18 protein-coding genes are annotated in these 19,047 nt (G+C 64.8%); 6 read left to right on the forward strand and 12 right to left on the reverse strand.

The features are described from left to right. Positions 1-20 precede the first annotated feature (20 nt). Positions 21-1,322 carry a dihydroorotase gene (locus ACPJXG_RS03850; RefSeq protein ID WP_176387417.1) on the forward strand — a complete coding sequence of 434 codons (1,302 nt, stop codon included), beginning with the start codon at positions 21-23 and terminating at the stop codon, positions 1,320-1,322. Between the two features lie 147 nt (positions 1,323-1,469). After that, on the forward strand, positions 1,470-2,216 hold the full coding sequence (locus tag ACPJXG_RS03855) for a lysophospholipid acyltransferase family protein (RefSeq protein ID WP_425253455.1): 747 nt from the start codon (positions 1,470-1,472) through the stop codon (positions 2,214-2,216). On the opposite strand, the gene ACPJXG_RS03860 is transcribed toward ACPJXG_RS03855, so the two are convergent. The 7 genes from ACPJXG_RS03860 to ACPJXG_RS03890 form a co-directional block, all read right to left on the reverse strand. Then, positions 2,213-2,977 (reverse strand): ABC transporter permease, encoded by a 765-nt coding sequence (locus ACPJXG_RS03860; RefSeq protein ID WP_034780216.1) that lies wholly within the window; start codon positions 2,975-2,977, stop codon positions 2,213-2,215. The two genes, ACPJXG_RS03855 and ACPJXG_RS03860, sit on opposite strands and share 4 nt — an antisense overlap. A 2-nt stretch (positions 2,978-2,979) precedes the next feature. Further along, the gene (locus ACPJXG_RS03865; RefSeq protein WP_100874425.1) at positions 2,980-4,224 is read right to left on the reverse strand and encodes an ABC transporter substrate-binding protein; all 1,245 of its coding nucleotides are present in this window, start codon (positions 4,222-4,224) and stop codon (positions 2,980-2,982) included. A 17-nt stretch (positions 4,225-4,241) separates the two neighbouring features. Further along, positions 4,242-5,036: an ABC transporter ATP-binding protein gene (locus ACPJXG_RS03870; protein ID WP_278316994.1), complete on the reverse strand. Its 795-nt coding sequence runs from the start codon at positions 5,034-5,036 to the stop codon at positions 4,242-4,244. Continuing rightward, positions 5,033-6,115, reverse strand: a complete 1,083-nt coding sequence (locus ACPJXG_RS03875) for an acyl-CoA dehydrogenase family protein (protein ID WP_425253456.1) — start codon at positions 6,113-6,115, stop codon at positions 5,033-5,035. The genes ACPJXG_RS03870 and ACPJXG_RS03875 overlap by 4 nt, the downstream gene beginning before the upstream one ends. 1 nt (position 6,116) lies before the next feature. Further along, positions 6,117-6,671: a carboxymuconolactone decarboxylase family protein gene (locus tag ACPJXG_RS03880; protein WP_099401571.1), complete on the reverse strand. Its 555-nt coding sequence runs from the start codon at positions 6,669-6,671 to the stop codon at positions 6,117-6,119. 118 nt (positions 6,672-6,789) lie between these two features. Continuing rightward, positions 6,790-7,710, reverse strand: coding sequence for an AraC family transcriptional regulator (locus ACPJXG_RS03885; RefSeq protein WP_425253457.1), 921 nt, complete (start codon positions 7,708-7,710; stop codon positions 6,790-6,792). A gap of 93 nt (positions 7,711-7,803) precedes the next feature. Then, entirely contained in the window at positions 7,804-8,643 is an 840-nt protein-coding gene (locus ACPJXG_RS03890; protein ID WP_425253458.1) for a symmetrical bis(5'-nucleosyl)-tetraphosphatase, read from the reverse strand. A gap of 408 nt (positions 8,644-9,051) precedes the next feature. Here ACPJXG_RS03890 and ACPJXG_RS03895 point away from each other — a divergent pair, with 408 nt between their 5' ends. The 4 genes from ACPJXG_RS03895 (at position 9,052) to waaA (ending at position 13,168) form a co-directional block, all read left to right on the forward strand. After that, a complete protein-coding gene (locus ACPJXG_RS03895) occupies positions 9,052-9,360 on the forward strand; it encodes an H-NS family nucleoid-associated regulatory protein (protein ID WP_035822063.1) in 309 nt (102 codons plus the stop codon). A 93-nt stretch (positions 9,361-9,453) separates the two neighbouring features. After that, positions 9,454-10,848 (forward strand): phosphomannomutase/phosphoglucomutase, encoded by a 1,395-nt coding sequence (locus tag ACPJXG_RS03900; RefSeq protein ID WP_402719432.1) that lies wholly within the window; start codon positions 9,454-9,456, stop codon positions 10,846-10,848. 4 nt (positions 10,849-10,852) lie between these two features. Continuing rightward, positions 10,853-11,875 carry a lipopolysaccharide heptosyltransferase I gene (gene waaC / locus ACPJXG_RS03905; protein WP_425253459.1) on the forward strand — a complete coding sequence of 341 codons (1,023 nt, stop codon included), beginning with the start codon at positions 10,853-10,855 and terminating at the stop codon, positions 11,873-11,875. A gap of 18 nt (positions 11,876-11,893) precedes the next feature. Further along, complete coding sequence (waaA, locus tag ACPJXG_RS03910) at positions 11,894-13,168, forward strand: lipid IV(A) 3-deoxy-D-manno-octulosonic acid transferase (RefSeq protein ID WP_425253460.1); 1,275 nt, start codon at positions 11,894-11,896, stop codon at positions 13,166-13,168. A 1-nt stretch (position 13,169) separates the two neighbouring features. On the opposite strand, the gene ACPJXG_RS03915 is transcribed toward waaA, so the two are convergent. From ACPJXG_RS03915 to glyS, 5 genes are all read right to left on the reverse strand, one after another. Beyond that, positions 13,170-14,546 (reverse strand): hypothetical protein, encoded by a 1,377-nt coding sequence (locus tag ACPJXG_RS03915; protein WP_425253461.1) that lies wholly within the window; start codon positions 14,544-14,546, stop codon positions 13,170-13,172. Between the two features lie 79 nt (positions 14,547-14,625). Beyond that, positions 14,626-15,549 carry a M48 family metallopeptidase gene (locus tag ACPJXG_RS03920; protein ID WP_425253462.1) on the reverse strand — a complete coding sequence of 308 codons (924 nt, stop codon included), beginning with the start codon at positions 15,547-15,549 and terminating at the stop codon, positions 14,626-14,628. Between the two features lie 44 nt (positions 15,550-15,593). Then, complete coding sequence (locus ACPJXG_RS03925) at positions 15,594-16,334, reverse strand: lysophospholipid acyltransferase family protein (protein WP_034746739.1); 741 nt, start codon at positions 16,332-16,334, stop codon at positions 15,594-15,596. 16 nt (positions 16,335-16,350) lie between these two features. Continuing rightward, positions 16,351-16,938, reverse strand: coding sequence for a D-glycero-beta-D-manno-heptose 1,7-bisphosphate 7-phosphatase (gene gmhB, locus ACPJXG_RS03930; RefSeq protein WP_051959086.1), 588 nt, complete (start codon positions 16,936-16,938; stop codon positions 16,351-16,353). Then, positions 16,938-19,040: a glycine--tRNA ligase subunit beta gene (gene glyS, locus ACPJXG_RS03935; protein ID WP_425253463.1), complete on the reverse strand. Its 2,103-nt coding sequence runs from the start codon at positions 19,038-19,040 to the stop codon at positions 16,938-16,940. The genes gmhB and glyS overlap by 1 nt, the downstream gene beginning before the upstream one ends. Positions 19,041-19,047: the final 7 nt, after the last annotated feature.

The raw sequence follows: 19,047 nt of genomic DNA on the forward strand, positions 1-19,047 counted from the left end.
CCAAGGACGAGTAAGCGAGCATGACGACACTACATATCAAGAACGGCCACCTGATCGACCCTGCCAACGGCATCGATGGCTTGCAAGACCTGTTTATCGCCGACGGCAAGGTGCTGGCCGTGGGCAGCGCCCCGGCGGGCTTTACCGCCGACACCACGTTTGACGCGGCCGGCCTGGTGGTTTCCCCCGGCCTGGTCGACCTGTCCGCGCGCCTGCGCGAGCCGGGCTACGAATACAAGGCGACCCTGGAATCGGAATTGCAGGCGGCGCTGCAAGGCGGCGTGACAAGCCTGGTGTGCCCGCCCGACACTGACCCCGTGCTGGACGAGCCGGGCCTGGTGGAAATGCTGAAATACCGCGCCAAGACGCAGAACAAGGCCCACGTGCACCCGCTGGGCGCACTGACCATGGGCTTGAAAGGCAAGTCGCTGACGGAAATGGCGGAACTGACGGAAGCGGGCTGCATCGGCTTCGCGCAGGCGGAAGAGCCGATCGAAGACACGACCGTGCTGCTGCGCGCCATGCAGTACGCGAACACCTTCGGCTACACCGTCTGGCTGCGCCCGCAAGACCCGCACATCGGCCGTGGCGGCATCGCCCACAGCGGCCCGCTGGCCTCGCGCCTGGGCTTGTCCGGCGTGCCCGTGATGTCCGAAACCATCGCCCTGCACACGATTTTCGAATTGATGCGCGCCAGCCGCGCGCGCGTGCACCTGTGCCGCATTTCGTCGGCGGCGGGCCTGGAACTGATCCGCGCGGCGAAAGCCGAAGGCTTGCCGGTCACCTGCGACGTGGGCGTGCACCATGTGCACCTGACGGACGCCGACATCGGTTTCTTCGATCCGAACGCACGCGTGACGCCGCCATTCCGCAGCCAGCGCGACCGCGATGCGATCCGCGCCGGCCTGCTTGACGGCACGGTCGACGCCATGTGCTCGGACCATACGCCGGTCGACGACGATGAAAAACTGCTGCCGTTCGGCGAAGCGTCGCCCGGCGCCACTGGCCTGGAACTGCTGCTGTCGCTGGCCCTGAAATGGGCCGACGACTATGCGCTGGCGCAGCCGCAGGCGGGCGCACGTCCGCTGGCGCGCGCCGTGGCCAAGGTCACGTCCGACGCGGCCCGTGTCGCCGGCATCCCGGCTGGCAGCCTGGCCGTGGGCGAAGCGGCCGATATCTGCGTCTTCGATCCCGCCGCGCGCTGGACCGTGTCGTCGGCCTCGCTGGCCAGCCAGGGCAAGCACACGCCTTTCCTCGGCTATGAGCTGAGCGGCATCGTCAAGGCGACCATCGTTGCCGGACGGGTGGCGTTTCAGCGTTAATTTTTTGTATCGGAGCCGTAGGTCGGATTAGCGGTACGCGTAATCCGACAAGTCCATGGCGGCTCCTGTCGGCTTACGCCGCGCCTCGCTGGCGCGGCTAAGCCGACCTACGCGGCTGTATGGATCTGCTTCCAACCTTGGTGTCATTTGAAACTTCTGCTTACCTACCGCCTCGCGCGCATCGCCATTCACCTGGGCTGCGGCATGGCCAAGAGCGCCGTGCTCTTTCCCTGGCTGGACCTGGAGGGGCGCAACCGGCGCATCCGCCGCTGGTCGACGCAGCTGCTCGACATCTGCGGCGTGCACGTGGCGCAGCCGGCAGACAGCGTGCCGGCGCTCGCCCATGCGATGGTGGTGGCGAACCACGTTTCGTGGCTCGATATTTTCGTCATCAACGCCGTCCACCCCTGCCGTTTCGTCGCCAAGGCGGAAATCCGTGCCTGGCCGATCCTGGGCTGGCTGGCGGGACGCGCCGGCACCATCTTCATTTCGCGCGGCAGCAAGCGCGATTTGCGCCTGATTTTCCAGGGCCTGGTGGATAAGTTGACGGCGGGCGAACGCATCGCGTTCTTCCCCGAAGGCACGACCACCGCGCAAGGACAGATCCTGCCGTTTCACGCGAATCTGTTCGAGGCGGCCATCGACGCGCAAGTGCCGGTGCAGCCGTTCGCGCTCGTGTATGTGGATGACAAGGGGGCCTTGCATCACGCTGTCGATTTCATCGGCGACATGAGTTTTGCGCAAAGCATGGTGGCGATCTTGAGCGGTCCGCCCATCACCGCGCGCCTGACCTGTCTGGCGCCGGTGGCGACGCTCGACGCGCACCGCCGCGAACTGGCGGCGGTAACGCAGGCGGCGGTGGCCGCTACGCTGCCGCTGGAGAAGGCGGCTTAATTCTTCACGTGCAGCCAGCGCGCATGCGCGGCACGGGCCAGGTAGTCGAGGATGAAACCGAGTATGCCGATCAGCACGATGGCGGCCATCAGTTCCGAATACGCGAGCCGGTCGCGCGTGTCGAGGATGAAGTAGCCGAGGCCCGCTGACACGCCCAGCATTTCCGCCGGCACCAGCACGATCCAGATGATGCCGATGGCCAGGCGCACGCCCGTCAGGATATCGGCCGTGATGCCCGGCAAAATCACCTTGAAGACGATCTCGCTGCGCGTGGCCGACAGGCTGCGTGCCAGCAGCAGCCAGTTCGGATCGAGCCGCGCCACGCCGGCCGCCGTATTGAGCAAAATCGGCCAGACGGCCGCAAACGCCAGCAGGAAGTACACGGGCGCGTCACCGACACCGAGCACCATCACGGCGATCGGCATCCACGACAGCGGCGAAATCATGCGCAGCAGCTGGAATAGCGGCATGGCGGCGCCGGAAAAGCTTTTCGACATGGCCACCAGCACGCCCAGCGGTACGCCGATGACGATCGCCAGTCCCAGGCCGACCGCCACCCGTTGCAGGCTCAATACCACGTGCAGCCAGATATCCGAGCCGCCGACCATCTCCTGGAACGCCAGCGCCGTAGGCAGCGGCGCAAAAGCGGTGGCGATGGGCGTGGATTTCTCCAGCGCCGTCACGCCCATGGACCACAATAGCAAGGCACAGGCCAGCCCCACCAGGGGCAGGCCGAACTTCGTGAACAACTTGCTTGCCATCGTCAGACCGCCACGGTTTCGCTGCGCAGCAGGTTGGCCGGCAAGCCGAAGGCGGCCGGGCCGCCGACTGCCGTGATGGCCTTGCGCACGAAGCGGTCATCGACCAGGTCGCGCGCAGCGAACTTCGGATCGAGGTTGGCCAGGAAGCGCGTATCACCCTCCACCTTGGTGCGGCCGATGGCGCGCACCAGTTCTTCCGTGTACGAAGCAAATGGATACGGCTGGAAGTCGATGCGGCGCTGCTGCCAGTTCTTGTGCACGATCAGGCCCTGCTTTTCATAGCCGGCGTAATCGGTGGTGGCCAGCACCTTGGTCAGCACCTGCAGTGGATGCGGCGTGTAGCGGTGCTCGCCCACGTTCGACAGCAACTTGGCCGTATCGACCTGGTTCGAGCGCGTCCACAGCTGCGCCTTGACGATGGCATTGGTGACTTTCTGTGCCCATTCCGGACGCGTGTTGATGTCGCGCTCGGACAGGAACGTGACGCAGCACGCATGGTTTTTCCACACGTCGCCCGAGAAGCGCAGGATCTTGCCGATGCCGGCGTTTTCCGCCGCCGCATTGAACGGCTCGGCCACGATGTAGCCGGCAATCGACTTGCTGGCCAGGGCCGAGACCATTTCGGCCGGCGCCAGCACGATCAGGTTGACTTCATTCGGCTTGATGGCCGCGTTGCGCGCGCGCGTGACCGGCGTCAAGCCGTTCGAGGACAGGATTTGCTGCAGCAGGATATTGTGGATTGAGTACCAGAAGGGAATCGCGACCGTGCGTCCGCCCAGGTCGGAGACCTTGTTGATCTCGTTGGCCACCGTCAGCGCGGAGCCGTTGACGTGGTTCCAGGCGACGACTTTCGCGGGGAACTTGGCGCCGTAGCGCACCCACAAGGTGGCCGGCGACAGCAGGTGGATGACGTTGACCTGGCCGGCGACGAACGCTTCGATGATCTGTGCCCAGCTGCGGAACAGCCGTGGCGTTTCCGCCTGCAAGCCTTCCGCTTCGAACATTTTACGGGCGTGGGCGACCAGCAGCGGGGTGGCGTCGGTGATCGGCAGGTAGCCGATTTTCACGGGCTGGTCGTCGCCTTTCGGGCCTTGCTGTGCCATGGCGTCGCCGGCGAACAGCAGGGGCGAGGCGACGCTGGCCGTGGCCAGGGCCGACATGCGCAGGAAGTCGCGCCGCGTCAGGCCGCAGTCGCAATCGGACGAGGCGCAGATGTGCAGGGGTTTGTTTTTATCTTCGAATGTCATGGGAAAGTTCCGGTCGATTAATGGGGAGCAAAGGCAGGCGCTTGATCCTGCTTTTGCAGCGCCTGCAGGGCGTCGAGGATGTCCATTTTCAGGGCGATGACGTCGGCGCTGTGGCCGATGCGTGGCTGGTCGATGGCGACGGGCCATTCGCGCACGATGTTGCCCGGCTTGCCGCCCATCAGCAAGATGCGGTCGGCCACGAGAATCGCTTCGTCGATATCGTGCGTGACGAGCAGCACGGCCGTGTGCCAGCGGTGCACCACGTCGACCAGCAAGGATTGCATCTCGGCGCGGGTGATGGCGTCGAGGGCGGAAAACGGTTCGTCGGCGAACAGCAGTTCCGGTTCGCGGGCCAGCGCGCGGGCCAGGGCCACGCGCTGCGCCATGCCGCCCGACAGCGCGGATGGGTACAGCTTTTCGCGGCCCTTCAAGCCAACCGCTTCGATGGCTTGCGCCACGCGCGCCTCATGCGCTGCGCGCGTCAGCTGCGGCTGGTGCTTGAAGTCCAGGCCGAAGCCTGCGTTGCCCGTGACGTTCAGCCAGGGCAGGAGGCTCGCTTGCTGGAACACGAGGGCGCTGCGCGGGTCCGGTTCGCGCATGGGCGCGTCGAGGAACTGGATCTCGCCCGTGGACGGCGGCTGCAAGCCGGCCAGCACGCGCAGCAGGCTCGATTTGCCGCAGCCGCTGCCGCCCAGCAGACAGACGATTTCGCGCTTGCGCACGCCCAGCGAGACGTGCTGGAACACGGGCGCCGTGCCAGGATAGGCGTAGCTCAGGTCCTGTGCCTGCAGCGCCCAATCAGCCACGCTCATGCCGACGCTCCCGCCTTGGCCGCCTGCTGGCTGTCGAACAGCTGCAAGGCCGCCTGCAATTGCGTCAGGCTGGGGGTGACGATGGGGATGAACGACGATTCGCGCCAGCGGCGGGCAAAGCCCTGCTGCTCGGCGTTCAAATAGGCGCGCCCGCCCATGGCTTGCAGTTCCAGCATCAGCGCCTGCTGCAGCACGTCGGCCAGCTGTATGCGCAGGCGGAACATGGCCGGCGCCTGCGTCCTGAAGCGGCCATCGTGCACGCCGGCCAGCAGGGTCGCGACGGCGCTTTCCAGGGTCGCCTGCAGCGCTTCGATGCGCGGCGTGAGCGCGTTGCGCGAGCCGGCGGAAATTTGCGCCGCTTTGGCCAGGCTGGCGCGCGCCAGGCCGATCGACAGACCGCACTGCATGCCGAGGAACGAGGGGCGTACCTGCGGCAGCCAGGCTGGCGCGTTGTCGCTGATGATGTCCGCGGCGGGGATGTGCACCTGCGCCAGCTTGACGGAGGCCGTATTGCTGCCGCGCAGAGCGATCAGGTCCAGGTCGTCGCTGCGTTTGACGCCAGCCGTGCCGCTGTCGAAGGCGACGATGACGGGTGGCGCGCCGTCGTCCGGCGCCACGGCGGCGGCCGCGACGAAGCCCGCCTTGCGCAAGTTCGTCACCCAGGCCAGGCCGCCGTCGACGAGCAGGCCGTCATCGTGTCGCGCGCCCGTGATTTGCAGCTGCTCGATGCCGGACAAGAATTTCATGGCGTTCGACAAACCGCTGGCGCCTGCCTGCGTGCCTGCCAGCAGGCCGGGCAAACGGCGCTCGGCCAGCGCGCGGTTCTCGCTTTGCAGCAGGAATTCGATGAAGCAGCGCTGGCCCCAGAAGACAAAGGCGGCCGTCACCGATTGCTCGGCCACTTTGGCGATGGCGCCGATGGCGTCGCGCACGTCGCCGCCCGCGCCGCCGTGTTCCCGCGGCACGCCGATGGCCAGCAACTGGTCGCCAGCGAGTGCCGGCAAAACGGCTTCAGCCAGTTCCGACGATTGGTCGAGCTGGTCGGCATGCATGTGCAGCCAGTGATTAAGCTGGCCCATGTCAGACAGCGCCAGGCAGGTAGGGTGTCAATTGCGGATTGACGGGCGTGCCGGCCAGGCTGTTGGAGAAATTGCACAAGGTGGCCAGGCTGATGCCCAGCACCACTTCCAGCGCCTGCTGTTCGTTGTAGCCGGCGGCCAGGAAGGCTTGATATTCGGCGTCGCTGACGGCGCCGCGCGTGGCGATGACGGCCGTGGCGAAGGCGGCGACGGCGTCGAGTTTTGCGTCGTTCGTCGGCTGGCCGTGCTGCAGGGCGCGCACCGTGTCCGGCGTCTGGCCCGCTTTTTTCAGCGAGATGGCGCTATGGCCGGCGATGCAGAAATCGCAGCCGTGGATGCGCGCGGCCGTGATCTGCACCACTTCGCGTTCCATCAGGCTCAAGCTGGCGCGCCCGTTGATGCCGGAGACGGTCAGATAGGTTTCCAGGGCCAGCGGGGCATTGGCCAGCACGCCGATCAGGTTGGGCAGGAAGCCATTGTTGGCGATGGCCTTTTCCACGAAGGGGCGGCTATCGGCCGGGGCGGTATCGAGAGTGTGCAGCGTCAGACGGGACATGGGGTACCTTGCTAAGTTGGTAAGTCACCCGGCCATTATATCGGCCATGCCGTGCACGCAACAGACGTCAGCGTCGTCGTTTTGTGTTCGTTCGTCTGCGATTTCGCGTTCCTTGACTTCAGCTGGCCAGCTGGCGCAATCGCTGGTCGCGCCGGTAGGCGCCCGGCTGCTCGCCCGTGACCCGTTTGAAGGCGCGCGTGAAGGCGGCGTGCGAGCGGTAGCCCACCAGTTCGGCCGCGCGTTCGACGGAGACGCCGTCGTGCAGGCGGCGCGCGGCGATCTTCATGCGCAGCAGGAGCAGGAACTGGGCCGGCGAGTGGCCGCTGGCGCTGGCGAAATGCTTGCAGAAGCTGGCGCGCGACATGCACGCCGCCTTGGCCATGTTCTCGATCGACCAGTCGGCGGCGGGCGCGTCGAGCATGCGTTCGAGCAGCGGCGAAAACGCGGGCTGGTGCAGCAGCGACAGCAGGCCGGCCGCCACCTGCTCGCCCTGCGCCACATGGCGGATCAGGTAAAAGAACAGCAGTTCGACCAGGCGCGCAATCAGCGGCGACGGCTGTTCCGGATCGCCGCCCGCTTCCGCCAGGATCAGGTCGAACAGCGCGGCGGCGGCGCTGAAGGCGGGCGCATCGCCGCGTATCAGCAGGTACGGCGGAAACGAGTCGACGATCAGCGCGGAGAGGGCGCCGCGAAATTGAAAGAAGCCGCAGGCCAGCGCCGTCGCCGGCTGCTCCGTGGACGCTTGCAGCGGCAGCATCGCTTGCGCGCTGACCGCCTGCAGCGGGTCGCTGTGGGGGCTGAGGAAGTGCGGCAAGTCGCGCAGCAGGAAGACGCCGTCGCGCGGGCCGAGCGCAATCGGCGCCGCCCCGTCGAGGTGCAGATAGCAGTGGCCGTCGAGCACCAGGTGAAAGCTGCCCAGTTCCCGCCCCGCCGTGGAAGCGCGCCAGCGGCCGCAGTACTGGCCCACATGCAGGACGGCGGTGTCGAGTTCCAGGCTGCCGAGCAGCCAGCGCGCCAGTCTGTCGGTATCAGGATGCATGGGATCGCACAGGCAAAAGCGCCATCATACGGGCTGCACGCGGCAAGGCCAACGACCGATTTCGACTAAGCATATGCGCGCCATGCTTGCCATTTAGCGCTTGCCGCTGTGCTGCTGGAAGGCGGGGCAATCGACCTGCAGCAAGGAGCGGTCTTCCAGGCACACGGCTGACAGTTTTCCACCCCACACGCAGCCGCTATCGAGGCCGATCAGGTGCTCCCGCAACTGCAGTCCCAGCGCCGACCAGTGGCCGAAGACGATGGTGTCGCCGGCGCTGCGCCGTCCCGGCACGTCGAACCACGGCAGCAGGCCGGAGCCCGGTGGCGGGCTGCCGCTCTCCTTCATCTTGAAGTCCATCACGCCGTCCGGCGTGCAAAAGCGCAGCCGCGTCATCGCGTTGACGATGCAGCGCAGCCGGTCGGCGCCCTGCAGGTCGTCGCGCCAGGCGGCCGGCTCGTTGCCGTACATGGTGCGCAGGAAGGCCACCCAGCCGTCGCTGCGCAGCATGGCGGACACTTCCCCGCTCAGGGACAGGGCCTGGGCCGCGCTCCATTGCGGCAGCAAGCCCGCATGCACGAGCACATGGCCGTCGTGTTCCAGCGCCAATGGCCGCTGGCGCAGCCAGGCGAGCAACTCCTCGCGGTCGGGCGCGTCGAGGATCTCGGCCAGCGTATCGGACGCATGCTCGGGGCGGATGCCGTTGGCCACGGCCAGCAGGTGCAAGTCATGGTTGCCCAGGACGCTGTCGGCCAGGCCCTGCCGCGCCAGCGCGTAAACGTGGCGCAGGGTGGCCAGCGAGGCTGGGCCGCGATTGATCAAGTCGCCCGCGAACAGCAGGCGGTAGGGGCCATCGGCTGCCGCCTGGATCCGTTCGATCAGTTCGACGGTTTGTGCATGGCAGCCTTGCAGATCGCCGATAAAGTAAGTTTTCATATGTGCCGGGTGAAGTGAACTACGCGCCTGCATTATAAGCATGCCGGCCCATGGGCGTCGGCTGTATTGCTGGCGGTTTCCCGATTGCTAGTCTGGCCGGCGGAAGAAAATAAGGGCGCCGATTATGGCCGCAGGGGGATTTAATTGGGTGGAACTTTCCGCTGTCATATATCGGTCATTATCTTGCGGCACGCCGCTCAGGCATGCCGGAATGCCATTTCATCCATGTTTATTTACCTCCACGCACGCTTCCTGCATATTCTTCATTTAATCTTAATGTTGGGCCGCCAAATAAATCGGGAGTCGTGATTCAATTGGCGATGGATTATGCAATGGTGCGCAGGTATTTATGCAATGTAGTATATTCCACGTGATTTTATTATTTAAATTAATATAAAGGATGTACCAATGGATCTGTCGACGCTGACGATGCTGGAATTGCGCAAACTGGAAGATAATGTGAAGCAGGAATTGAATGGCCGCGAGCGCGAAGACTTGAACAAGGCGCGCGAACAGATCATGGCCATCGCGCAGCAGGCGGGCATTCCGTTGAAACAGCTGATACTCGATGGCTTGCACCCGCGCACGGGCAAAGTCGCCGTGCGTTACCGTCATCCTGACAATGCGGCCGAGCAATGGACTGGCCGTGGCCGCCAGCCGCTGTGGGTCAGGCAGTGGGTGGAATCGGGCAAGTCGATCGATCTGCTGCGCGTATAATTCGGTATACTCCTGGCGCAGTGGCACGGCTGTCAGCCGCGCGCCGCGCCTTGCCAGGCTTCCCTATTTGACCCTACTTATACCGCCCACACCATGCTTCCATTGTCCAGAACGATCTTCAAGGCCTACGATATTCGCGGCATCATCGCTAAAACCCTCGATGCCAGCGTGGCGCACAAGATCGGTCAGGCATTTGGCCAGGCCGCCCTGGCCAAGGGCGAGCAGCGGGTCGTGATCGGCCGCGATGGCCGCCTGTCGGGACCGGAATTGACGGCGGCGCTGGCGCAGGGCCTGCAGGCGGCAGGCGTCGACGTGATCGACCTGGGCGTGGTGGCTACGCCGATGGTTTACTTCGGCACGAATGTGCTCGATACGCGCTCCGGCATCATGGTCACGGGCAGCCACAATCCGCCCGATTACAACGGCTTCAAGATGGTGCTGGCTGGTGAAGCGATCCACGGCGAAGCGATCCAGGCCCTGTACCACAGCATCGTCGCGCACGACGGCAGCGCCAGCGCCAAGGACGTTGCCAACCCGGGAACCTATGCCACGCACGATATCCGCGCCGCCTACCTGGAGCGCATCCTGGGCGACGTCAAGCTGGCGCGCCCGATCAAGATCGCCGTCGACTGCGGCAATGGCGTGGCCGGCGCGTTCGCGGGCGACCTGTTCCGCGGCATGGGTTGCGACGTCATCGAACTGTTCTGCGAAGTCGATGGCAATTTCCCGAACCACCACCCGGACCCGGCGCATCCGGAAAACCTGCAAGACCTGATCCGCTGCCTGGCCGAGACGGATGCGGAAATCGGCATCGCCTTCGATGGCGACGGCGACCGCCTGGGCGTGGTCACCAAGGATGGCCAGATCATCTACCCTGACCGCCAGATGATGCTGTTCGCCGCCGACGTGCTGACCCGCCATCCGGGCGCGCAAATCCTGTACGACGTGAAATGCACGCGCCACCTGGCGCCGTGGATCAGCAAGCATGGCGGCGTGCCGCTGATGTACAAGACGGGCCACTCGCTGGTGAAAGCCAAGTTGCGCGAAACGGGTGCGCCGCTGGGCGGTGAAATGAGCGGCCATATCTTCTTCAAGGACCGCTGGTACGGTTTCGACGACGGCATGTATTCGGCCGCGCGCCTGCTGGAAATCCTCACGCGCGAAGCCGACCCTTCGGCCCTGCTGAACTCCCTGCCGCAGTCCGACAGCACGCCGGAACTGCACCTGGAACTGAAGGAAGGCGAGAACGTCGCGCTGATGGACATGCTGCGCCGCGACGCCGTCTTCCCCGGCAATGAACAGATCATCACCATCGACGGCTTGCGCGTGGAATACGCGGACGGCTTCGGCCTGGCCCGTTCGTCGAACACCACGCCGGTGATCGTCATGCGCTTCGAAGCGGAAACGCCGGCAGCCCTGGCGCGCATCCAGGGACAGTTCAAGAGCGTGATCCTGGCCGCCAAGCCAGACGCCGAACTGCCGTTCTGACAGCATGGCGGCTCAACCTGGCGCACAGGCGCCCTTGAAAATCCTGCTGGTGCGGGTGTCCTCGCTGGGCGACGTGCTGCATAACCTGCCGATGGTGGCGGACATCGCCCGCCATTTCCCGCATGCGACCATCGACTGGGTGGTCGAAGAGGGCTACACGAGCCTGGTGCGCCTGAACCCGCGCGTGAATGCCATCTTCCCGTTCGCGCTGCGGCGCTGGCGCAAGAGCCTGGGCAAGAAGGAGACGCGCGCGGAAATCGCCGCCTTCTTCCGCAGCCTGCGCCAGACGCATTACGATTATGTGTTCGATACCCAGGGCTTGCTCAAGACGGGCATCATCATGGGTGCCGCGCGCCTGGCGCCTGGCGGACAGAAGGTCGGCCTGGCCAATGGCAGCGAAGGCTCCGGCTATGAAGGCATCTCGCGCCTGTTCCATACCAAAAGCATTCCGCTCGACCCGCGCACGCATGCGGTAGCGCGCGGCCGACTGGTGGCCGGCGCGGCACTCGGCTACGCGGTCGACACCCCGGCCGATTTCGGCTTGCCGGAAGTATCGAACAGCGAACCGCGCCCGGACTGGATGGGCGACGCACCTTACTGCGTGTATTTCCACGGCACGGCGCGCGACGCCAAGAAATGGGCGCCGGAACACTGGATATCTCTAGGCCAGGCGCTGGCGCCCATGCCGATTTTGCTGCCCTGGGGTTCGCCCAAGGAAAAGGCGGAAGCGGAAGTGCTGGCGGCCGGCCTGCCCAACGCGCGCCTGCTGCCGAAACTGTCGATGGGCGACGCCACCCTGCTGGCGCGCCACGCGGCGCTGGTGGTCGGCGTCGACACGGGCCTGACGCATATCGCCGCTGCCTTCGTGCGTCCGACGGTGGAAATCTATGCCGATTCGCCGCTGTGGAAAACGGAAGGCAACTGGTCGCCGAAAATCATCAACCTGGGCGACAAAGGCGCGCCGCCCGGCGTGCCGGAAGTGCTGGCCGCAGCGCGGCGCCTGCTGGCCGACTATCCTCCTGCCTGACTTTAACATTCAATAAACATGCGACTTCTTTATACCCTTGCCTGGTGGCTGGCCTTGCCCCTGGTGCTGGCGCGGCTGTGGCTGCGCGGACGCCAGGAACCCGGCTACCGCCAGCACTGGGGCGAGCGCCTGGGCTGTTACGGCCGCCAGCCGGCATCTGCCACGGACACCATCTGGCTGCACGCCGTCTCCGTCGGCGAGACGCGTGCGGCCGAGCCGCTGATCGATGCGCTGCTGGCCGCCTGGCCCGCGTGCCGCATCGTCCTCACGCACATGACGCCGACGGGGCGCGCCACGGGCAAATCCCTGTTCGCCAAACACGGCGCGCGCCTCGTGCAAAGCTACCTGCCGTATGACACGGGCGCCATGCCGGCCCGTTTCATCCGCCATTTCGCGCCGCGCATCTGCATCCTGATGGAGACGGAAGTGTGGCCGAATCTGATCCACCAATGCAATCGCTACAAAGTGCCCGTGGTGCTGGCCAATGCGCGCCTGTCGCAGCGCTCGCTGGGCAAGGCGCAGAGACTGGGCAAACTCATTGCCGATGCGGCGCGCGGCATCACCCTGGTGGCGGCGCAGACGCAGGACGACGCCGATCGCGTGCGCCAGCTGGGCGTGCGGGAAGTCGTCGTCACGGGCAGCATCAAGTTCGACGTCGTCGTGCCCGAGGCGGCGCTGGCGACGGGGGCGGCGCTGCGCAGCGCCATCGGCCAGCGTCCCGTGCTGCTATGCGCCAGCACGCGCGAAGGGGAAGAACAGCTGATCCTCGATGCCTATACCCGCGCCAGTCTGCCGGCGAATGCGCTGCTGCTGATCGTGCCGCGCCATCCGCAGCGTTTCGACGAGGTGGAAAAATTGATCGCGGCGCAGGGCCTGGCCGTGCAGCGCAGATCCAGCCTGGCGCAGGACGATACTGTTTCTGCGGGCACGCAGGTGCTGCTGGGCGATTCAATGGGCGAGATGTTTGCGTATTACGCGGCCTGCGATTGCGCTTTTGTGGGCGGCAGCCTGCTACCGCTGGGCGGACAAAACCTGATCGAGCCGGCGGCCCTGGGCAAGCCTGTGCTGATCGGCCCGCACACCTTCAATTTCGCGCTGGTCACCGAGCAGGCGATCGCCGCCGGCGGCGCCGCGCTGGTGGCGGACGCCGATGCGCTGATGGCGCAGGGGGCGATATTGCTGCAGGATCCGGCGCGTTTATCTTCCATGGGACAGCGGGCGCTGGCGTTTGCCAACCAGCACCGGGGTGCCACGCCGCGTACTATCGCTGCCATCCAACCTCTGCTGCGATAGTTTAGTGCTGCGGGGTCTTGGCAGGAGTCAACTGATGCAGTGCCAGTTCATGCGTGAGCAACGTGCTGTATTGCTCGTCGTGCACTGTCAACAGCGCGCGCAGCGCTGCTTGTGCGCGCTCTTGTGACAGAAGGTCATGCTGTTGACCATTCGGCTCACCGGTAATGCGGTGAGCATCCCTGATCCAACGCAGCAGTTCATGGTCCAGGTACGTCTGGGGTGGCCCGTGTGGTGCGTGCGCCAGGGCCAGGTGCGCGATGGTCGCGAGCCATTGCCACTTGCTGCCGGAAGCGTAGCGTAGTAGCAGATAATGCTCCCCCCTCGCTTCCAGCAAGGGGCGCAGTGTGGCGAAGGGAATGAACGCACCCTGACGCGATACCATTTGGCAGGCAAATTTCTGCATGCCTGGCGCTACGTCGCCTGCAGCTTGCAGGGCGATCGCGTCTTTATCGGATGGCGCCGCCTTGAGCCAGGCGTTGTAGGCAGCCAGGCGCACGGATGGCAGCTTTGACTGCGTAAAGGCACGAATCAGCTCAAGATCTTCTGGCGCGCGCAGGCTGCCCAGCGACAGCAGGCTGACACGAATGGCCTGCGTGTTCGATGCCGGATTGGCCAGAATGGCGCGGTAGCTGATGCGTACATCCTCTCCCATTGTTTGAAGGCAGGCGACGGCCAGGTAGCGTACCGACGCTTGGGCATCCAACAGGCTTGCCAACGCCAGCGCGCGCATGTCCTGGCCGCCAGGCGCTTGCGTCAGCGACAATAACGCACTGGTACGTATCCGGCCGAAAGGCGACAACATCGCCTTGAGGTATAGCGCCGTTTGTACGTCGGGTGCGGTGCTGGCGCACAGCCTTAGTGCTTGCGTTGCCAGCACCGTATCTCCGCGCGTGGCAAGCGCCATACCGATGTATTGTGCTCGGTCGCCCAGGCCGTACTGGTGCAGCATGTAGAAGCAGCTCCTGGCGACGTGGACGTTCTTGCCACAGACGCCATCGAGCAAGTCTTGCACGCTCAGCAGTTCAAGTACGGTGCGTTCAAAGTGCTGCAGCCAGTCCGCATGGTCGCTCCTGCTCATTTCACGCAGGCGCAGAACGTTCGGTAGTATCTGCAATAACTGGGGGACTGGCGCCAGTGGCAATAGGCGCTGCATGGTGACACGCGCTGCATGGCGCACGGCAGGCACCCAGTCATTGAGGCGCACGATGACCAAGGGCAGCATGTCTGTCCTGTCCAGAGCGGCACAGCGTTCCAGCGCGGCCTGTCGTTCATAGCCGGAATAATGGTTCAGTTCATCTTCCAGCGAGGGCTGGTCACTGGGCGCTGCAGGCAATGACTGGCTTGCTGGCGCGGTGGCCGCCCTGGCGCCAAACAGCATCTTGAAAATATTCATGGACGAAATGGGCAGGATGGAGCATCCAGTATCCCATGCCTACGGCGCAGGCGGTCGTGCCGTCTTATTGGAACAAGACGGGCAACTCCTGCGAACGCTTTCTGAGCGCCTGCTTGGCGCCATCGTAATCGGGATAAATCGATTCCACGGTGGCCCAGAAGCGGGGGCTGTGGTTCATTTCCAGCAGGTGCGACAGTTCGTGCGCCACCACGTAGTCGATCAGCGGCAGGGCGAAGTGGATCAAACGCCAGTTCAGGCGGATCTTGCGCTCGATGGTGCAGCTGCCCCAGCGCGTGCCGGCTGACGACAGCGACAGCGAGTCGTACTGCACGCCCAGCTTGTCCGCGTACAGGTCCAGGCGCGCTTCGAACAGCTGGCGCGCTTCGTGCTGGAACCAGCCCTTCACTTTTTCCTTCAATTGCTGCTCGCTACCCGTGGGCGTGACCCACACGTGCAGTTCATTCGTCTCGCGCTGGAAGCTGGCGCGGTGGCGCGGCGCCTGGTGTAATCGCAAGGTGATGTCGCCACCGAGGTAGGGCAGCACGGCGCCATCGACCCAGGCCACGGGCGGGCGCTGCTGGCGCTGTACCTTGCGCTCGCCCCGTTCCAGCAGTTTCGAGACGATCCAGCTTTGCTTGGCGCGGATGGCGTTGTCGATCTCGGCCAGGGTGACGCGTTTGGGCGCCGTGACGCGCAAGCCGTTATCGTCGATCATGAAGCCGATGGAACGGCGCGTGGAGCGGCGCAGCGCGAATTCGACGAGGTGGCTGCCCAGCTGCAGCTGGCGCAGTGGCGGGCCATCGGCGGTGCGTGGCGGGGAAGGCAGGGGAGGCGGGGCAGGGCGAACGATGGGCGGCGCGGGCGCCACTACCGGTGGCGCCACGGGCGGCGCTGGCGGTGCCGTGGGGCGCACCGCCGGGGGCGTGCTGGTCGAGACGTCATGCGCGAACAAATCCAGTTGCTGGTCGCCGACCTTGATGGTCTTCATCTGCTGGCGCAGTGTCGGCTCCTGGATGACCGCGCTGATGCCGTCTAGCCAGCGTTGTAGGCGTGAGGCGAAATGACGCGCATTTCTGATTCTATCCAATTTTCCACCTGTTGCATCATGCTGTCCGGGGTTTGCCCTTCCGGCGAAATCGGTTTGCCTATCGAGACGGTGATCAGCCCCGGGCGTTTGAGGAATGACTGCTTGGGCCAGCACTCGCCTGAATTGTGCGCAATCGGCACCACCACGGCGCCCGTGGCAATCGCCAGACGCGTGCCGCCGCTCTTGTACTTGCCCGCCTGGCCCACGGGAATGCGGGTCCCTTCAGGGAACATGATAATCCATTGGCCATCAGCCAGGCGGCGCTTGCCATGTGCGACGACGCTCTTGAACGCATGCTTGCCCTGCTTGCGGTCGATGGGGATCATGCGCAGCAGCGCCATGGCCCAGCCGAAGAAGGGGATGTACAAAATCTCCTTCTTGAATACATACACGAGCGGACGTGGCAGGCTGGGAAGCAAGAAGATGGTTTCCCATGCCGACTGGTGCTTCGACAGCACGATGGCCGGCGCGTCGGGGAAATTCTCGGCGCCCTTGACTTCATAGCGGATGCCGCAAATGACCTTGGCGCACCACAGGATAAACACGTTCCAGCGCGAGGTGACCCAATAGCGCTTGTTGTAGCTCAATGGCGCGGCAAAAAAGCACACGCAGGCCCAGACGATGGTGGCCACGATCATGATGATCATGAACAGCAGGGATCGCAGGAACAGGGAAATATTACGCAATGCGGTTCTCCGAAGATTAGATGCTCAATGCCACGGCGGGCGCCGATGCCGCGGGCGCCTTGAGCAGGTGGCTGACGACGGCGGCCAGGTCGGCGAAGACCTGGGTGCCAGGCGGCAGGCCACCCGTTTCGTTGGTTTTTTCGCCCTTGCCCGTCAATACCAGGTAGGGCACGCAGCCGCTGATGAAACCGGCCTGCAGGTCGCGCAGCGAATCGCCAACAGTCGGCACGCCTTTCAGGCTGGTGTTGTAGCGCTGCGAAATTTCATGGAACATGCCCGGTTTCGGCTTGCGGCAGTCGCAATTGTCCGCGCCCGCGTGCGGGCAAAAGAAGATGGCGTCGATATCGGCGCCCACCTGCTGCGCCAGGGTGTGCATCTTCTGGTGGATCGCGTTGAGCACCGTCATGTCGAAATATTCGCGCGCGATGCCCGACTGGTTCGAGGCGATGACCACGCGATAGCCAGCCTGGTTCAGGCGGGCGATCGCTTCGAGCGAACCGGGTATCGGCAGCCATTCGGCAGGCGACTTGATGAAGTCCGGCGAGTCATGATTAATGACACCATCGCGGTCGAGAATAATCAGTTTCAGCGCCGGCGTGCCCATTATGCCGCCAGCTTCGAAATGTCGGCCACGCGGTTCATCATGCCGTGCAAGGACGACAGCAAGGCCAGGCGGTTGTTGCGCAGGGCGACATCCTCGGCCATCACCATCACGTCATTGAAGAAGCCATCGACGTCGTCGCGCAGCTGCGCCAGGGTTTGCAGGGTGCTGGTGAAGTCGCCCTTGGCGAAGGCCGCATCGACTTCAGGCTGCACGCGCGAGACGGCGGCGGCGAGTTTTTTCTCCGCTTCGTCCTGCAGCAGCGCCACGTTGACGCCACCGGCGGCGACCTGGCTCACTGCTTCCTCGTTCTTTTTCAGGATGTTCGTGATGCGCTTGTTGGCCGCTGCCAGCGAGGCGCTTTCCGGCAGGGCAGCAAACGCCTGCACGGCCTCCAGGCGCTGCACGATGTCGTCCAGGCGGTCCGGGTTTTGTGCCACGACGGCTTCGATTTCATTTGGCGAGAAACCGCGCTCGCGCAGGATGCCGCGCAGGCGATCCAGCATGAAGGTGGTGACATCCGCGACCGGGTCCTTGAAGCCGGGAACGGCGGCGAACTGCGCGGCGGCATCCGCCAGCAAGCCCTGAATCGACAAAGGCAAGCGTTTTTCCAGCAGCATGCGCAGCACGCCCAGCGCGTGGCGGCGCAGCGCGAACGGGTCCTTGTCGCCCGTCGGCGCCAGGCCGATGGACCAGATGCCGACCAGGGTTTCGAGCTTGTCGGCCAGGGCCACGGCGGTGCCGGTGCCGGTGGTTGGCAGGCTGTCGCCGGCAAAGCGCGGCTGGTAATGCTCGGAGGCGGCCAGCGCCACTTCTTCCGGTTCGCCGTCATGGCGCGCATAGTAGGTGCCCATGATGCCTTGCAGCTCTGGGAATTCGCCCACCATGTCGGTCAGCAGATCGGCCTTGGCCAGCAGGGCGCCGCGTTCGGCCAGGGCCACGTCGTAGTCCAACTTGGCGGCGATGGCACCAGCCAGCGACTTGACGCGCTCTGTGCGGGCCGCTTGCGTGCCCAGCTTGTTGTGATAGACGACGTTGGCCAGCAGCGGCAGACGCGATGCCAGGGTCTTCTTCTTGTCTTGCTCGAAGAAGAACTTGGCATCGGACAGGCGCGGGCGCACGACGCGCTCGTTGCCGCCGATGATGTGCTCGGGCGTGTCCGTCTCGATGTTCGAGACGATCAGGAAGCGCGAGCGCAGCTTGCCTTCGCTGTCCGTCAGGGCGAAATATTTTTGGTTGGTTTGCATGGTGAGGATCAGGCATTCCTGCGGCACGGCCAGGAATTCTTCTTCGAAGTGGCACTCATACACGACCGGCCATTCGACCAGGGCCGTCACTTCATCGAGCAGCGCTTCGGGCATCAAGACCTGGTCGGCGCCGGCCTTGTCCAGCAGCTGGGCGCGGATGCGTTCCTTGCGTTCCTCGTTGCTGGCGATGACGCTGGCGTTGAGGATCAGCGACGGCGCATAGTTTTCCGCGTGCGCGATGGTGATGGCCTTGCCGTCGGTGAGGAAGCGGTGGCCCAGGGTGGTGCGGCCGGCCGTGAGGCCCAGCAGTGTCAGCGGCAGGATATTGATGCCGTGCAGGGCGATCAGGCTGTGGGCTGGGCGCACGAATTGCACGGTGCTGCCGTCCGGGCGCTGATAGCTCATCAGTTTTGGGATCGGCAGCTTGGCGCAAGATTCCGTCAATGCCGCCTGCGCGCCGGTGGCGAGCTGGCTGCCTGGCGCCGTGTAGGTGTAGAAGAAGCTTTCAGCCTTGCCGTCGGCGGCGCGTTCCAGCTCGGCCACCGTCAGGTCGGGGAAGCCCAGCGCGGCCAGTTTCTTGGCCAGCGGCGGCGTGCCGTTGCCGTTCGCGTCCAGCGCCACGGAGACGGGCAGGACTTTTTCGCGGATCGATTTGTCGGGCGAGACTTCGCGCACGTTGGTGATGGAGACGGCCAGGCGGCGCGGCGAGGCATAGCTGGTGGCGACGCTGTCGGCTTCGAGGAAGTCGCGCGCTTTCAGGCCGTTGACGATGCCGGCCGTGAAGGCGGCGCCCAGTTTGGCCAGCGCTTTCGGCGGCAGTTCTTCGGTCAGCAGTTCGATGAGCAGTGTTTGGTTCATGGTGTTC

This window comes from Janthinobacterium sp. NFX145 (assembly GCF_049810325.1).
Lineage (GTDB): Bacteria > Pseudomonadota > Gammaproteobacteria > Burkholderiales > Burkholderiaceae_D > Janthinobacterium > Janthinobacterium rivuli.

Bases quoted from the DNA above. Each gene is read 5' to 3' on its own strand.
- ACPJXG_RS03850 (WP_176387417.1), top strand. From the start codon at position 21: ATGACGACACTACATATCAAGAACGGCCACCTGATCGACCCTGCCAAC.
- ACPJXG_RS03860 (WP_034780216.1), bottom strand. From the start codon at position 2,977: ATGGCAAGCAAGTTGTTCACGAAGTTCGGCCTGCCCCTGGTGGGGCTG.
- ACPJXG_RS03865 (WP_100874425.1), bottom strand. From the start codon at position 4,224: ATGACATTCGAAGATAAAAACAAACCCCTGCACATCTGCGCCTCGTCC.
- ACPJXG_RS03870 (WP_278316994.1), bottom strand. From the start codon at position 5,036: ATGAGCGTGGCTGATTGGGCGCTGCAGGCACAGGACCTGAGCTACGCC.
- ACPJXG_RS03875 (WP_425253456.1), bottom strand. From the start codon at position 6,115: ATGGGCCAGCTTAATCACTGGCTGCACATGCATGCCGACCAGCTCGAC.
- ACPJXG_RS03880 (WP_099401571.1), bottom strand. From the start codon at position 6,671: ATGTCCCGTCTGACGCTGCACACTCTCGATACCGCCCCGGCCGATAGC.
- ACPJXG_RS03885 (WP_425253457.1), bottom strand. From the start codon at position 7,710: ATGCATCCTGATACCGACAGACTGGCGCGCTGGCTGCTCGGCAGCCTG.
- ACPJXG_RS03890 (WP_425253458.1), bottom strand. From the start codon at position 8,643: ATGAAAACTTACTTTATCGGCGATCTGCAAGGCTGCCATGCACAAACC.
- ACPJXG_RS03895 (WP_035822063.1), top strand. From the start codon at position 9,052: ATGGATCTGTCGACGCTGACGATGCTGGAATTGCGCAAACTGGAAGAT.
- ACPJXG_RS03900 (WP_402719432.1), top strand. From the start codon at position 9,454: ATGCTTCCATTGTCCAGAACGATCTTCAAGGCCTACGATATTCGCGGC.
- waaC (WP_425253459.1), top strand. From the start codon at position 10,853: ATGGCGGCTCAACCTGGCGCACAGGCGCCCTTGAAAATCCTGCTGGTG.
- waaA (WP_425253460.1), top strand. From the start codon at position 11,894: ATGCGACTTCTTTATACCCTTGCCTGGTGGCTGGCCTTGCCCCTGGTG.
- ACPJXG_RS03915 (WP_425253461.1), bottom strand. From the start codon at position 14,546: ATGCTGTTTGGCGCCAGGGCGGCCACCGCGCCAGCAAGCCAGTCATTG.
- ACPJXG_RS03920 (WP_425253462.1), bottom strand. From the start codon at position 15,549: ATGAAGACCATCAAGGTCGGCGACCAGCAACTGGATTTGTTCGCGCAT.
- gmhB (WP_051959086.1), bottom strand. From the start codon at position 16,938: ATGGGCACGCCGGCGCTGAAACTGATTATTCTCGACCGCGATGGTGTC.
- glyS (WP_425253463.1), bottom strand. From the start codon at position 19,040: ATGAACCAAACACTGCTCATCGAACTGCTGACCGAAGAACTGCCGCCG.